Annotated in this window: 11 protein-coding genes; 1 reads left to right on the plus strand and 10 read right to left on the minus strand. The window is 53.7% G+C overall.

Annotated features, from left to right (window positions below; genetic code table 11):
- Positions 1–193: 193 nt before the first annotated feature.
- Positions 194–1,255 (plus strand): AI-2E family transporter, encoded by a 1,062-nt coding sequence (locus ACK8NJ_RS06375; protein ID WP_000892044.1) that lies wholly within the window; start codon positions 194–196, stop codon positions 1,253–1,255.
- Between the two features lie 36 nt (positions 1,256–1,291).
- Here the strand turns inward: ACK8NJ_RS06375 and focB are convergent, their stop codons facing one another.
- From focB to hyfC, 10 genes are read right to left on the minus strand one after another with little or no spacing between them, the layout of a single operon-like run.
- A complete protein-coding gene (gene focB / locus ACK8NJ_RS06380) occupies positions 1,292–2,140 on the minus strand; it encodes a formate transporter FocB (protein ID WP_411962258.1) in 849 nt (282 codons plus the stop codon).
- A 21-nt stretch (positions 2,141–2,161) separates the two neighbouring features.
- Positions 2,162–4,174 carry a DNA-binding transcriptional regulator HyfR gene (gene hyfR, locus ACK8NJ_RS06385; RefSeq protein WP_411962259.1) on the minus strand — a complete coding sequence of 671 codons (2,013 nt, stop codon included), beginning with the start codon at positions 4,172–4,174 and terminating at the stop codon, positions 2,162–2,164.
- Between the two features lie 29 nt (positions 4,175–4,203).
- Positions 4,204–4,617 carry a hydrogenase 4 assembly chaperone HyfJ gene (hyfJ, locus tag ACK8NJ_RS06390; protein ID WP_411962260.1) on the minus strand — a complete coding sequence of 138 codons (414 nt, stop codon included), beginning with the start codon at positions 4,615–4,617 and terminating at the stop codon, positions 4,204–4,206.
- On the minus strand, positions 4,610–5,368 hold the full coding sequence (gene hyfI, locus ACK8NJ_RS06395; protein ID WP_000075547.1) for a hydrogenase 4 catalytic subunit HyfI: 759 nt from the start codon (positions 5,366–5,368) through the stop codon (positions 4,610–4,612). Before hyfI ends, hyfJ begins: the two co-directional genes overlap by 8 nt.
- On the minus strand, positions 5,365–5,910 hold the full coding sequence (gene hyfH, locus ACK8NJ_RS06400) for a hydrogenase 4 subunit H (RefSeq protein WP_000916057.1): 546 nt from the start codon (positions 5,908–5,910) through the stop codon (positions 5,365–5,367). Before hyfH ends, hyfI begins: the two co-directional genes overlap by 4 nt.
- Before the next feature lie 9 nt (positions 5,911–5,919).
- On the minus strand, positions 5,920–7,635 hold the full coding sequence (gene hyfG, locus ACK8NJ_RS06405; RefSeq protein ID WP_001102312.1) for a hydrogenase 4 catalytic subunit HyfG: 1,716 nt from the start codon (positions 7,633–7,635) through the stop codon (positions 5,920–5,922).
- Positions 7,625–9,205, minus strand: a complete 1,581-nt coding sequence (gene hyfF, locus ACK8NJ_RS06410; protein WP_001559579.1) for a hydrogenase 4 subunit F — start codon at positions 9,203–9,205, stop codon at positions 7,625–7,627. Before hyfF ends, hyfG begins: the two co-directional genes overlap by 11 nt.
- Positions 9,206–9,209: 4 nt before the next feature.
- Positions 9,210–9,860, minus strand: a complete 651-nt coding sequence (hyfE, locus tag ACK8NJ_RS06415) for a hydrogenase 4 membrane subunit (RefSeq protein WP_000147987.1) — start codon at positions 9,858–9,860, stop codon at positions 9,210–9,212.
- Between the two features lie 11 nt (positions 9,861–9,871).
- A complete protein-coding gene (gene hyfD, locus ACK8NJ_RS06420; RefSeq protein WP_097439455.1) occupies positions 9,872–11,311 on the minus strand; it encodes a hydrogenase 4 subunit HyfD in 1,440 nt (479 codons plus the stop codon).
- 16 nt (positions 11,312–11,327) lie between these two features.
- Positions 11,328–12,275 (minus strand): hydrogenase 4 subunit HyfC, encoded by a 948-nt coding sequence (gene hyfC / locus ACK8NJ_RS06425; protein ID WP_411962261.1) that lies wholly within the window; start codon positions 12,273–12,275, stop codon positions 11,328–11,330.
- Between the last annotated feature and the right edge of the window lie 10 nt (positions 12,276–12,285).

Here is a 12,285-nt window from a genome sequence, read left to right on the forward strand (position 1 = left end):
TGAAGATAGTCATTTGACCGATACTGTGAAATATCGTTCCCACCGCGCCGCCTTTGAGTGTAACGGCGAAGATTAGCCCACTCAAATGACTTTTCAGTTTCCTGAATCCGTCATAAAAAGCGAAGTCTTTTTTGTGACATTTCGATACAATTGCGGATCGCAATCCCGCTCTTGAGGTTCAGGGAAGGTCTTTATGCTCGAAATGTTGATGCAATGGTATCGCCGCCGTTTTAGCGACCCGGAAGCGATTGCCTTGCTGGTTATTTTAGTTGCCGGATTTGGCATTATCTTTTTCTTTAGTGGCCTGCTTGCTCCGTTGCTGGTGGCTATTGTGCTGGCCTATTTGCTGGAATGGCCAACCGTGCGCCTGCAATCTATTGGCTGCTCCCGCCGCTGGGCGACGTCGATTGTATTGGTGGTTTTCGTCGGTATATTGCTACTGATGGCGTTCGTGGTACTGCCTATCGCCTGGCAACAGGGCATCTACTTAATCCGCGATATGCCGGGGATGCTCAATAAGCTTTCTGACTTTGCCGCCACGTTGCCGCGCCGCTATCCGGCGTTAATGGACGCGGGCATTATTGATGCAATGGCCGAAAATATGCGCAGTCGGATGCTGACCATGGGCGATTCGGTGGTGAAAATTTCCCTCGCCTCGCTGGTCGGTTTGCTGACCATTGCCGTCTATCTGGTGCTGGTACCATTGATGGTCTTCTTCCTGCTGAAAGACAAAGAGCAGATGCTGAACGCCGTTCGCCGGGTGCTGCCACGTAACCGTGGACTGGCAGGACAGGTGTGGAAGGAGATGAATCAACAAATCACCAACTATATCCGCGGCAAAGTGCTGGAGATGATCGTGGTGGGGATTGCCACCTGGCTGGGATTCTTACTCTTCGGGCTGAACTATTCGCTGCTGCTGGCGGTGCTGGTCGGCTTCTCGGTACTTATTCCGTACATTGGTGCATTTGTGGTGACCATTCCGGTGGTTGGCGTGGCGCTATTCCAGTTTGGTGCTGGCACGGAATTCTGGAGCTGCTTCGCGGTGTATCTGATCATTCAGGCGCTGGACGGCAACCTGTTAGTACCTGTGTTGTTCTCCGAAGCAGTTAACCTGCATCCGCTGGTCATTATTTTATCAGTAGTGATCTTCGGTGGTTTGTGGGGATTCTGGGGCGTATTCTTCGCCATTCCATTGGCGACGCTGATCAAAGCCGTGATTCACGCCTGGCCCGATGGGCAAATCGCGCAAGAATAATCTTCAGCCCGACGAACTGTTTCGCCGGGCTGATTTTTAGGGTTCCTGACGTAAATAAATAGCCCGATAACAAATACTCACCAGCACTGCACCGCCGATAATATTACCCAGCATCACCGGGAGCAGATTGGCGGTAATAAAATGGCTGACCGTCAGTACCGGAAAATTGTCTGCGCTACTGTGCGCCAGTTGCCAGAAGGAGGTAGGGGCGAAATGGCGAATGGCAATGGCGAACGGAATCACAAACAAATTGGCGATACAGTGCTCAAAGCCACTGGCGACAAACAGGGTGATGGGCAAAATCATGGCGACGATTTTGTCGCATAATGAACGCCCGCAATAACTCATCCACAGCGCCAGGCAAACCATCAGATTGCACATAATGCCGAGGCTGACAGATTCAGTAAATGTATGATGCATTTTGCCCTCGGCGCAGTGTAAAACCGCGACTCCCCATATCGCGTTTTCACTCATCACCAGCCCGGAAAACCAGATTAACAAACTGAAACAGGCAATACCTGCCAGATTACCGCAGGCCACCAGAAGTGCATTAATCAGCCATGTTCGCCAGCTAATAACGCCCCGACTTTTTGCCATCACCGTCATTACCGACGAGGTGAACAGGCTGGTGCCGCAAACCGCCAGCAAAATAAAGCCGAGTGTAAAGCAAAGGCCTCCCACCAGATGGGTTAATGCCTGTGAAGACGGGGCATCGGCGATAACGGAAAGGTAAAAAGTAAATCCGATCGCCATAAACACGCCAGCGGACATCGCCATTAAAAAGACCGACACTTTACTGCGGGCAATTTTATGGGCGGCAATCCGTTCAGCGATTGCCGCTTTTCTGGCGCTCAACTGCAAGTCGAAAGAGAGTTTGTTTCTCATGCATACTCCTGCAAAAGCAGATTACAACACCTCGCGAACCGAGATCCCCAGACGCTGCATTCGTGACAGCAGCGTGGTGCGCTTCATCCCTAATCGTGTCGCCGCGCCACGGGGCCCGGCAACAATGCCATTGGTTTCTCGCAATACCTGAACAATGCGCTGACGTTCTTCTTCGTCATTCTCTGGCGTCGTCGGGTGCAGCAACTGTGCCATTGAACTGCGAAGCGCTGAATCTTCATTTAGCGTCGGCAGTAAACGGCTTTGTCGGACATTAAGATGTAAATTCAGACTGTTACCGCGAGTCAGTAGTACCGCTCGCTCAATCACGTTTTCCAGCTCGCGCACGTTGCCCGGCCAATCCCACGACATCAACTGGCGTAGTGCCTCGGTCGGGATGGCGTCAATTGCGCGATTCATATGGCGCGCCATTTTTTGCGTGAAATGTTTTGCTAAAAGAGGGATATCTTCCGGACGGTCGCGCAGCGGCGGCAATTCCAGTGGGAAGACATTCAGGCGATAAAAGAGATCGCTGCGAAACTGGCGATCTTCAACCATTTGCCACAAATCACGGTTGGTGGCGGCAATGACTCTGACATTCACCGGGATCGTTCTACTCCCGCCGAGACGCTCAATCTCCCGTTCCTGCAATACGCGCAGCAGTTTAGGCTGAAGTTCTAACGGCAGATCGCCAATTTCATCGAGAAACAACGTGCCGCCATCGGCAATTTCAAAACGACCACGATGGGTATTAATCGCACCAGTAAACGCCCCTTTGTCATGACCGAATAACTCACTTTCCAGAAGACTGGCGGGGATGGCAGCGCAGTTGATTTTGACCAGTGGCTTGTCGCGTCGTGGGCTAAGTTGATGGATCGCTCTGGCGATCACCTCTTTGCCGGTTCCGGTTTCACCACAAATCAACACCGTACTGTCGCTCTTCGCCACAATATCTACCTGCTGGAGCAGGTCTTCCATTGCCTGGCTTTGATAGATAATGTCACCGACGCCCAGATTCGAAAGGAGCTGCTCGCTAAGCTGGTGGTTTTCTTGCTGCAAGCTTTCCTGCAAATCGGTCATGCTACGCCAGGCATCGGCATTGCCAACGGCAATAGCGATGCGATCGGCAATATGTTGTAGTAGCTGGCAGTTTTCCTCACTAAAGAGAGTGGAAGAGGTATGCGCCAGCAACAATGCGCCCGGTGTATGGTTGCCAAAGGTAAGCTGTATCAGGAGCGCAGATTCGCAGCCGTTAGATGCAAGTAAGAGTAATAATGGGTCGCGTTGCCAGAGAAACAGATCATCTGCACGGTGCGTCAAGGTCGGTTGTCGGGTTTGTAGCGTTTGTGTCAGCAATACACTGTCGCCAGGCATATTGCGTGGCAGACACGCACAATGTGAGGCAGAAAGATCGCTGCACCACAGGCTGAACTTCTCGTTCTTTCGATGATCGCCCAGTACCATACTGACTGAAGCCAGACCGAAAAAATGATGGATCTCACGAGCGACGTCAGCGATCAGATCGTCGAGATCAAGATGTGACAACACTGCATTAGTGATATCCACCAGTACCCGATGATGATCGCGATCTTTCTCCAGCATACGCAGCGCCACCTGCTGTTCTTCATCATTGAGCCATGATTGCAGAACCGGAGTGATTATGTGTGCCAGCCAGTTAAACAGTGTGCAATCTTGGGGAGTAAAACGACTGCCGTGGGTACGAATAAAGCGTAGCTCCGCCATTCCACTACTGCCGAGAAGGACGGCGTGACGCGAATAATCGACCATCTCGCCCTGATACTCTGTTGTTGCCGTCACATCGCTGCCATCATCATGGTAGCGGTAATAGAAGTTGCTTTTGAGAACGTGCAGTTCAATAAGTTGTACCGGGCTGAACGGCGGCGGCAGCGGGATGAAGGCGCGTAATAAAGACGCCTTGCCGTGTTTCTGCGCTAACCGCTCCGCGAGCATTCCGTTTACCGCTTCAATTGTTATTCCTTGCGGCGGGGCAAACATCGCCTCGTCTGACATAGCCATCAACAGTCCTTATTAATGAGAAATCCTTCTCACGCAATTTTTCTGGCCATCAGATAGATGGCCGGTTCCTGCACAATTTCATCCAACAGATGAATGAATTGAATGCTACGCGCCTGCCACACAGACGTCGCTTCATCTGCCAGTGGCGCGAATGCCCGGGTCAACAGGGCGGTGTGGCTGGTGTCAATAACAATCTCACCAAAAGTCATCACCCCCAGCATCTTACGTTGGGCTTGCTCCTCTTCGACCAGTGCAAGCCAATCTTCGTATTCCGTCAGTGGGCAGCGGAAGGCGACATTCAGACAATCAATCACGCCAACGTGATGGCCGATAGCCAACGAGTAATACATTACCTGGGAGCTGTGTTCCGGCATCTCGTCGCTACTGGCGATAAATTTTTTTCGCAGCGTCCAGAAAACAATTTCCCTGCACTCCTCAGCCATGTAACCCCCGGAGAACGCGAAAGAGTTGCTGAACGATACTATTGAGACGCGGATCGTCGGCTTCGCGCAACCAGGTGTTAACCCGATTTCCTGTGGGATCGTCGCTTAAATGGCGCAGGAGTCGATCGCAAATTTCTCGCCCTTGACGATAGCCCGCCAGCCGCCTCGCTTCTCGCTCAATGGCGATACGCTGTGATGGCGGGATCTGCGGCCACAGCGGTTGCATGGTCACCCCGGTGGGATCGCGATAATCCACCGCGTGAATCTTCTGTTGCAGCAAACCGAGCGCCACGGCGAAACCGTGAATGGTGGCGGCCGGTGTTGGCGGGCAGCCGGGGATCCAAACATCAATGGGGACAATGGTGTCGCTGCCGCCCCAGACGCTGTAGAGATCGTGGAAAATACCGCCGCCGACACCACATGCGCCGTAGGAAACACAGATTTTATGATCGGGGGCAGACTCATATGCCCGAAGTGCAGGCATACGCATCGCCCGGGTGACTGCGCCAGTAAATAACAAAATATCGGCGTGACGCGGTGATGAAACAACCTTAATGCCAAAACGTTCTGCGTCGAATACGGGTGTGATGGCAGCAAAAATTTCGATTTCACAGGCGTTGCAGCCGCCGCAATCGACGCGATAAACGTAAGCCGAGCGACGGATATCCTGTAGCAAATGCTGCTTCATCTTTTGCGTTTGCTCGTCCAGCGTGATGGGCTGGCTGACATGTTGCGTAAGCACTGGACTCATAGCTGCTCCTTAGCCACCAGCGGTTCATCTGTGTCGTCGTTGATCAGCGTCGCGCGTTGTTTGCATTCCGGGCAGACGCTCGCTTGCGCCCGCAACATTTCGCGGTTTTGTGGTGCATTTTGTTGCTGTGCCAACAGTTCTGCAGCCAGTGCGACGGTTTTTTGCGGGGCAAACGGGCGTTCGCAACGGCTGCAACGTTGTAGATGGAACGTCGCGCGGGTATAGAGATCGGCTTTATTGGTGACGGTCAGTTCAAAGTTATTGGTAAGCTGAATGGCTCTGGTCGGGCACACTTCTTCACAACGTCCGCAGTAAATACAACGCCCCAGATAGAGCTGCCAGGTGCGCGAATTTTGCTGGTCGTCGGTCTGGATAGTCAGCGCATTTGCCGGACAAGCACAGGCGCAGGCACCACAGGCAATACATTGGCTGGGCATCAGGTCCGGTTTCCCGCGAAAGCCTGGGCTGACCTCCAGTGGCGCGAAGGGATATTTCACCGTCGCGGTTCCGGCGCGCATAATAGTTTTCAGTAACTTCAGCATCTTCTGTCCTTACTTCAGCGGCGAACGGTTACGATCAATGCCGTAGCGTTCGATCTCTTTATACGGCACGGTTTTTGACTGGCGCTTGCGCACGTCAACCAGCGTCACACGGTCGGTACAGGAGTAGCAGGGATCAAGGCTACCGATAATTAGCGGTGCGTCAGAAACGGTATTGCCGCGCAGCATGTAACGCAGCACTGGCCAGTTGGCGTAGGTGGCGGCACGACAGCGCCAGCGGAACAATTTTTGGTTATCACCGAGCATGCTCCAGTGCACGTCTTCACCGCGTGGCGCTTCAACAAAGCCCAGCGCGAATGCGTGAGGTTTATAGCTAAAGCCTTCGGTCAGCAGTGGGGTATCCGGCATGTTGTCGAGGGCAAATTCCAGCATTGCCAGCGAATCAAACGTCTCTTTGACACGGACCATCACGCGGGAGAAGACATCGCCGCCGGTAAAGGTAAACAGCGTTTTGGGAATATTGCCGTAGTCGGCGTAGGGGTGATCAAAGCGCAAATCACGGGCAAAACCACTGCCGCGGATCAGCGGCCCTACGGGGCTATAATCACGGGCGATTTGTCGGTCGAGAATGCCAATGCCCTGAGTGCGTTGTTCCATATTCGGCGTGGCGAGCAGCATCTCTACCAGCTCCGACACGTCGGCGCGCATCTCGCGCACCAGTTTCAGCGTTTGCAGACGTTGCTCTTTGAGAATATCGCGGCGAACACCACCAATCAGATTCAGACCGTAGGTTTTACGCGACCCGGTCAGCAATTCCGCCATCGTCATCGACTTTTCCCGCACGCGGAAAAATTGCATAAAGCCGGTATCAAATCCAACAAAATGGCAGGAGAGGCCAAGGTTGAGCAAATGACTGTGCAGACGTTCGACTTCCAGCAGAATCGAGCGAATAGTATGCGCTCGTTGCGGCACCTCAATCCCCAGTGCATTTTCAACCGAGTTGGTATAGGCCACACTGTGGGCAAAACCGCAAATCCCACACACGCGGTCGGATAAGAAGGTCACTTCGTTGTAGCCCATCCGCGTTTCTGCCAGTTTCTCCATGCCGCGATGGACATAAAACAGGCGGTAATCAGCATCGACAATTTGCTCGCCATCCACAAACAAGCGGAAGTGACCTGGTTCATCGGAGGTGATATGCAGCGGGCCGACAGGGATCACCCGCGCATCGCTGTTGCCCTCGTTGATAAACGGATACGTTTCGGTATCAGTCGTCGGTTCTGGGCGCAGTCGATAATCCATCGCGTCTTTGCGCAGCGGATGCATATCTTCCGGCCAGTCATCGGGCAACACCAGCCGACGCTGATCCGGCAGGCCAACCGGAATCAGCCCGTACATATCGCGAATTTCTCGCTCGCCCCAGACCGCGGCAGGGACGCGCGGTGTGACTGACGGAAACTCCCGACTGTCGGCATCGACCAGTGCCTTCACCACGATCCAGCATTTTTCAGCCCCTTCCATTGAAAGGGCATAATAAACCGCGTAATGACCGTTAAGTGTCCGCTCGTCGTTGCCAAACAGGACCGGAAGCCAGCCATCATGTTGATAATAAAGATAATGTACAACGTCAGGCAGCAGATTGATTTTCACCGTAATGGTGACCTGTTCAGGCGTTTGTCGCTCTTCATCCAGCACCGCGCCGGGGAACTGCGTTTTCAGGGCGGCGAGAATCGCTTCGCCACGATTTGACGATGAATTAACGTTCACTGTGTTTCTCCGAAACAGATGCGGTGCCTGAAGGCAAAAAATCATGCCAGGTGCTACGTTGTGCAGGCAGGTCGTGCGTCCCTGAGAGGACTATAGTGGAAGCGCCCGCCAGGATCCTGATGACAGGTTGTGGAATATGCGTTCCCATCGCCAGCATCATGACCAGCAGAATCACCATTGGCGAGGTGGTCAACCAGCCAAGTTCACCCCGGTTAACGGCCTGCGGCGGTTTCGACATTAACACCCGCGCAGCCATCCGTACCAGGCCCGCCAGCACCAGCGTTAACAGCAATAACAGTAGGACGATAATCAACAGGTGATTACGAGCCAGTCCGGCGGTAACGGTCATAAATTCGCTAAGAAAAATGTTGAAGGGCGGCATCCCGGCCAGCGCCAGCGCACCGCCGCCAAACAGCACGGCGGTAAATGGCATGATTTTGAGCATTCCGCAGACGACGTTGAGATCGCGCGTGCCGTACTTGAGCAGTACATTGCCGGAACCGCAGAACAGCAGCGTTTTTGCCAGACTGTGGTTTAAGGTGTGCAGCAGCGCAGCAAAAATTCCTAGCGGCCCGCCAATGCCTAGCGCCACCGCGACCAGTCCCATGTTCTCCACGCTGGAGTACGCCAGCAGACGCTTAATGTCCCGCTGTACCAGAATGAAAAATGCCGCCACGGCAACCGACAACATGCCGAAGATAAGCAACAACCGGTTGGGGAAATCGCTGCCGATGGCCTGGCAAATAATGATGTAATAGCGAATCAGCACCAACAGCGCGCAGTTCAGCAATACGGCGGAGAGCAGGGCGCTGACCGGACTCGGCGCTTCACTGTGAGCATCCGGCAGCCAGGCGTGCATGGGAAATAGCCCGGTTTTGGTACCAAAGCCAATTAGCACAAACACAAAGGCCAACAGCATTAATGTTGGATCAAGCAAGGACGATTGCTTAAGAACCTCGCTCCAGAATATCGCCATTTCTGCCTGCGGCATAACGCTGGCGGCGTTGGCGTATACCAGCACGGTACCGAACAGACCAAAAGCGACACCAACAGTACAAATAATGATGTACTTCCATGCAGCTTCCAGCGATGAACGCTGACCGTAAATGCCTACCAGAAACGCCGAGCTTAAGGTGGTGGCTTCGATCGCCGCCCACATCACAATCAGGTTATTGCTGGTAACAACCAGCAGCATGGTGAACAAAAACAGATGGAAGAAACCGTAGTAATCGCACAGCGTAACGGGTGAAAGCTCGCCGTGCTCCACTTCATGACGCATGTAGCCAATCGAGTAAACACCGGTGAGAAAGCCAATCACACCAAGAATGGCGAGGAACAAACCGCCCAGACCATCAATATGAAGCCACAGTCCCGCAGCGAATATTTCTCCCGCATCAGCGGCAGTTTGGACCACCCAGAGTGCCAGAATCAGCAGCAGTGTGATCCCTAAGCTATGTAATACTGTCACCGCGCAAGTCGCAGAGTGCCCCCGTTTCCGGCAGGCAAAACAGAGCAGCGAAAAAAGCAGCGGCGTGAGCAGGAGTAAAGCGAACATCACAGAATAACTCATCTCATTATCCCTTCAGCGCGGTCAAGTTGTTCACGTCCAGCGTGCCGTGGGTACGCCATATTTTTCTTGCCAGTAACACCATCACAATGACGGCGAAGATGGCGTCGGTAGCGATACCAATTTCCACCAGTTCCGGTGCACGCCAGGCTAGAAGCGCCAGCACCAGATGGGAGCCGTTTTCCATCAGGCAGTAACCAAAGATTTGCCGCAGGATATTGCGCTGGCTGACAATGCACAGCAGGCCAAGCAGAAAATGACCTAACGCTACCGCCAGCGCCGGTTTCAGCCCGGTAGCCATCGGTAGCTTCACGGGCTGAACGACAAATGCGCAAAGCAGGACAATTAACGCCGCGAGCAGTGCCATCATTGCCGGACCGAATAACGCTTTTTCCGGGATATTCTGGGGAATATTTCGTGCAGCGTAAGTCATGATTAACGGTACCAGCAGCACTTTGGTGATAAAGGCGCTGGCGGACCAGATCAGCAGTTGCTCTGCGGCGAACAGGCACGAGAGAGTGGCGAAAATAGACACCAGCACCAGCGACTGGCAGGCGTAAAATCCGCATGACAGGCGATAGCTTTTGACGCTAATCACAAACAGCGATGTCAGCATCATCAGTCCCGCCAGATTATTTACGATCATAGAACCGGTCATTCATCATCTCCTTACTGCAACCAGGTCGCGGCGATTACGCTGGAAATCAGCGACATCACAATCAGTACAATCAACACCAGGCGCATTGATCCTGGCAGCGGTGCGGCATCGGCGACGGCCTCGCTCGGTTTGCCAGGCACGACGCGACCAAACCAGCGAATAAACCAGGCGAAACTGGCGACCGATTCAATCATCAGCAGAATCATGGCGGGCAGCAGGATCCAGTACTCCACTGACAACGAAAAACCGGCAGCAAACAGTGGGAATTTACTGAAGAAGCCGTTGAACGGCGGCACACCAGTAATCGCCAGCGCGGCTACGCAGAAACCCACGCCTGGCAACGGCAGGGTGTGCAATACGCCACGCAGACGCGGCAACAAGCGCGTGCCGCAGCTGTAACTCAGCGCACCTGCTACAAGGAAAAACAGGCTTTTAGCGAACGCGTGGTTGACGATGTAGGCGATGCTGCCCTCCAGTGCCAGCCGCGAGCCGAAGATGGAGAGCGACAAGCCGAAGAACATCCAGCCAAGTTGAGTGATGGTCGACCAGGCCAGCAACCGCTTCATATCCTGCTGCGGCAAATACATCAGGAAGCCGTAAAGAATGGTGACCAGTGCCATGACCATGCCAACGCCGCCAATCACATGCGGGATATTGCCGCCGTCGATAATGGCGCGGGCAAAAATGTAAACGCCCACTTTCACCATCGATGCGGCGTGGAGATAGGCGCTGATCGGTGTTGGCGCTTCCATTGCATCCGGTAGCCACGCTTGCATCGGTAGCTGGGCCGATTTCCCCCACGCGGCAAACAGGATGCCGCCATAAACCAGATAACGTGCGTCGCCGTGTAACTCGCTCATCGCGCTAAGCGCAAACGTTCCGGTCTGCAAAAACAGCGTGGCGGCGGCAAGATACAACCCCAGCGAACCGATATGAGTGATAAGTAACGCTTTTAGTGCTGAACGCTGCGCTTTATCGCTCTGGTAATAACTGATCAACGCCCAGGAGCAGCCGCCCGTAATTTCAAAAAACAACAACTGACCGAGCAGCGTCGAGGAGAGTACCAGTCCCGCCATCGCGCCGATAAAAACCAGCAAAAATGCGTAATAACGATTCGTGCCGTTATGCGGGTGTTCGCGATTTTTATCCGTCAGATAACCCGTGGAGTAGATCGTGACCAGCAAACCGAGAAACACCACCACAAACAGAATCAGCGTACTCACGCGATCAATGACCAGGCCAAACAACGCCACACCCCCCACGTTGACCAACGTCAACGTGACGGCAACTTTATCGGCCTGATAAAACGCGGAGATCAGTGACAACATGCACAGCGTGGTCAGCGCGGCGAACAAAACCCCCCATTCGGCGGCCCGACGTTGTGGCGAAAACGAAACGACCAGTGCGCCGATAAAAGGCAGCAATAACGTCGTCAGAGCAAGATTTTCCATATTCCGTCAGTGCTCCTTACAGACCGGTTAACCAGAAGACCCATGCAAGCGCAGCAAGGCTGAAGCCAAGCCAGGTCACATGGTGAATGAGTAAAAATCGCCCGCGTGCCAGCGTGTTTTCTGCGATTGAGGCCAGTACAAAAATCAGCAAAACCTTGAGCAGCGTAACGACAAGTGAAGTCAGCAGGCAGGCGAGAGAAAGCTCTTGCGCGCGCCCAAAGGGCAGAAACAGGGCCACAAACAGTGATGCCATCACGACCTGTTTCAGCCCCAGCCCCAACTTCGCCAGCGCCAGCCCGGCACCGGAATATTCGGTCAGCGGGCCTTCCTGTAATTCCTGTTCTGCTTCAGCAACATCAAAGGGAATTTTTCCCATCTCAATGAAGCAGGCAAAACCACAGGCCAGTAACGCCAGTACGGTGGTTAGCGGCGAGTTCCAGCCCGTCGCCAGCGTCTTGCTGATCATCTCGATATGCGTGGAATCCGCTATCAGCGCCAATACCAGCAGTGAGAGAATGAGCATGGGTTCGACCAGAATGCCGAGCGTCAACTCGCGACTGGCACCGACTCCCGCAAACGGGCTTCCGGTATCCAGCCCGGAAAGAGCAAAGAAAAAATGAAACAGGGCAAGAAGATAGATAAGGGTGATCAGATCGCCGCCGCCCGCAAAAGGGGAAACAGTAATAAATAGTGGCTGGGCCATCGCCAGCACCAGCATGCTGCTGATTAATACCCACGGCATCAGGCGGAACATCAGACCTGAAGATGTCGGCGCAACTTCCTGGCGTTTAAACAGTTTGTGGATATCGCGATAATCCTGCCAGATCCCCGGTCCGCGACGGGAGTGCATTCGCGCGCGTATCTGCCGGGAAATCCCCGTAAAAAGCGGGGTTAGCACCAGCAGAGTCACGGCCTGTGCTAACGCAAAAATGACCAGATATCCGTCGCAAAGAGTTTGTCTCATGGTGATTTCC

It is taken from the genome of Escherichia sp. F1 (assembly GCF_046764225.1).
GTDB lineage: Bacteria > Pseudomonadota > Gammaproteobacteria > Enterobacterales > Enterobacteriaceae > Escherichia > Escherichia coli.

Excerpts from the sequence above, each read along its gene's own strand:
- ACK8NJ_RS06375 (WP_000892044.1), top strand. The coding sequence starts at position 194 with ATGCTCGAAATGTTGATGCAATGGTATCGCCGCCGTTTTAGCGACCCG.
- focB (WP_411962258.1), bottom strand. The coding sequence starts at position 2,140 with ATGAGAAACAAACTCTCTTTCGACTTGCAGTTGAGCGCCAGAAAAGCG.
- hyfR (WP_411962259.1), bottom strand. The coding sequence starts at position 4,174 with ATGGCTATGTCAGACGAGGCGATGTTTGCCCCGCCGCAAGGAATAACA.
- hyfJ (WP_411962260.1), bottom strand. The coding sequence starts at position 4,617 with ATGGCTGAGGAGTGCAGGGAAATTGTTTTCTGGACGCTGCGAAAAAAA.
- hyfI (WP_000075547.1), bottom strand. The coding sequence starts at position 5,368 with ATGAGTCCAGTGCTTACGCAACATGTCAGCCAGCCCATCACGCTGGAC.
- hyfH (WP_000916057.1), bottom strand. The coding sequence starts at position 5,910 with ATGCTGAAGTTACTGAAAACTATTATGCGCGCCGGAACCGCGACGGTG.
- hyfF (WP_001559579.1), bottom strand. The coding sequence starts at position 9,205 with ATGAGTTATTCTGTGATGTTCGCTTTACTCCTGCTCACGCCGCTGCTT.
- hyfE (WP_000147987.1), bottom strand. The coding sequence starts at position 9,860 with ATGACCGGTTCTATGATCGTAAATAATCTGGCGGGACTGATGATGCTG.
- hyfD (WP_097439455.1), bottom strand. The coding sequence starts at position 11,311 with ATGGAAAATCTTGCTCTGACGACGTTATTGCTGCCTTTTATCGGCGCA.
- hyfC (WP_411962261.1), bottom strand. The coding sequence starts at position 12,275 with ATGAGACAAACTCTTTGCGACGGATATCTGGTCATTTTTGCGTTAGCA.